Source organism: Streptomyces sp. CBMA123, from assembly GCF_014596465.1.
Lineage (GTDB): Bacteria > Actinomycetota > Actinomycetes > Streptomycetales > Streptomycetaceae > Kitasatospora.
In genome coordinates this window covers 1-1,276 of sequence record NZ_MECK01000478.1, presented here as the reverse complement: position 1 = coordinate 1,276, position 1,276 = coordinate 1, and the positions used below count along the sequence as shown (strand labels likewise).

Below are 1,276 nucleotides of genomic sequence, written 5' to 3'. Positions count from 1 at the left end.
TGACAGGCTCAGCGGTGGCGGTCGAGCCGCTGCCGGTGGCCGTGGGGGCGGGCGCACCGGAGGGCTCGCCGTGGGCCGTGGGGGTGGCCGTGGGGGCGGGCGCACCGGAGGGCTCGCCGTGGGCCGTGGGGGTGGCCGTGGGGGCGGGAGTGGAGGTGCCGGTGGCGGCAGTGGCCATGCCTCCCGCGGTCGCGATGGCTGCGGCCGTGGCGGTGGCGGCGATGAGCATTCTCGGGCGGATGCGCATGAATCCGTGTCCTTTCCTGCGGGCGTCCGGTTGATGCCGGCACCCCTCTACGCCTCCTGACGCCCGGTAGGTCGCACCCCCGCGCGTGATCCAGGTCATAGGCCGCCGGTGCGACCCTGGGACGGCGCTCGTGCGTACAGGGCGGGAGGCTCCGCCCAGGAGGCACGGCTCCACCGCCACGGCCGAGCGGTGCTTCCCCGCCATCGCGTGTACCGCGAGCTGACGGACAGCCCCGGAAGAGAGGCCCTTGATGACGCCACAGGAGTTCGACGCGTTCTACGCGGCGTCCTTCTCCCGCCTGACCGGGCAGCTCTACGCGCTGACCGGCAACTGGTCCGAAGCCCAGGACGTGGTCCAGGAGGCCTTCATCCGCGCGTGGGACCGAAGGCGCACCTTCGACCCGGACGAGGCCCCGGAGGCATGGATCCGGACCACGGCCCGGCGGTTGGCGTACTCCCGCTGGCGGCGTCTCGCCCGGGGCCTGCACCTGGCCGGACGCCACCACCGCCAGGAACCGCCCGTCGTCGAGCCGCCCGCCGAAGAACACCTGATGCTGGTCAGCGCGCTCCGCGAGCTGCCCGAGGCACAGCGAGGCGCGCTGGTCCTGCACCACATGTGCGACCTCTCCGTCGAGCAGGTCGCGGCCGAGACCGGCGCCAGCGTCAGCGCCGTCAAGAGCCGTCTCGCCCGCGGCCGGACGGCGCTCGCGGCCAAGCTCGCCGACAGAACCCCGACCAGCGAGGAAGGAAAGCTCCGTGTCTGACCCCGTCCACGACGCCCTCGCCGACCGGCTGCGGCTGCTCGGCACGCAGATGCCCGCCCCGGCCCTGCGCGCCGCGGAGATCCGCCGCCGCGCCGACCGGCGCCGCCACCGCCGGTACGCCTTGGGCGCGACCGCGGCCTGCACGGCAGTAGCACTGTGCCTGGTCCTCCCGTCCGTGCTGCGCTCACCGGGGCCGCAACACCCGGCGGGACCGCAACAAGGACCGGCCACCACCGGCGTCTCCTCCGCGTCGGCCTCCCCCCACC

Annotated in this window: 2 protein-coding genes and 1 pseudogene; 2 read left to right on the top strand and 1 reads right to left on the bottom strand. The window is 74.8% G+C overall.

The window, feature by feature from the left end; genetic code table 11:
* Nucleotides 1–247 (bottom strand): annotated as a pseudogene (locus BG452_RS47370) (hypothetical protein); the annotation flags it as partial.
* Between the two features lie 250 nt (nucleotides 248–497).
* On the opposite strand from BG452_RS47370, the gene BG452_RS34600 reads away from it, so the two are divergent.
* Complete coding sequence (locus BG452_RS34600) at nucleotides 498–1,010, top strand: SigE family RNA polymerase sigma factor (protein WP_188308300.1); 513 nt, start codon at nucleotides 498–500, stop codon at nucleotides 1,008–1,010.
* On the top strand, nucleotides 1,003–1,276 hold a 274-nt coding region (locus BG452_RS34595), incomplete at its 3' end, for a hypothetical protein (RefSeq protein WP_411293071.1). The genes BG452_RS34600 and BG452_RS34595, both read left to right, overlap by 8 nt.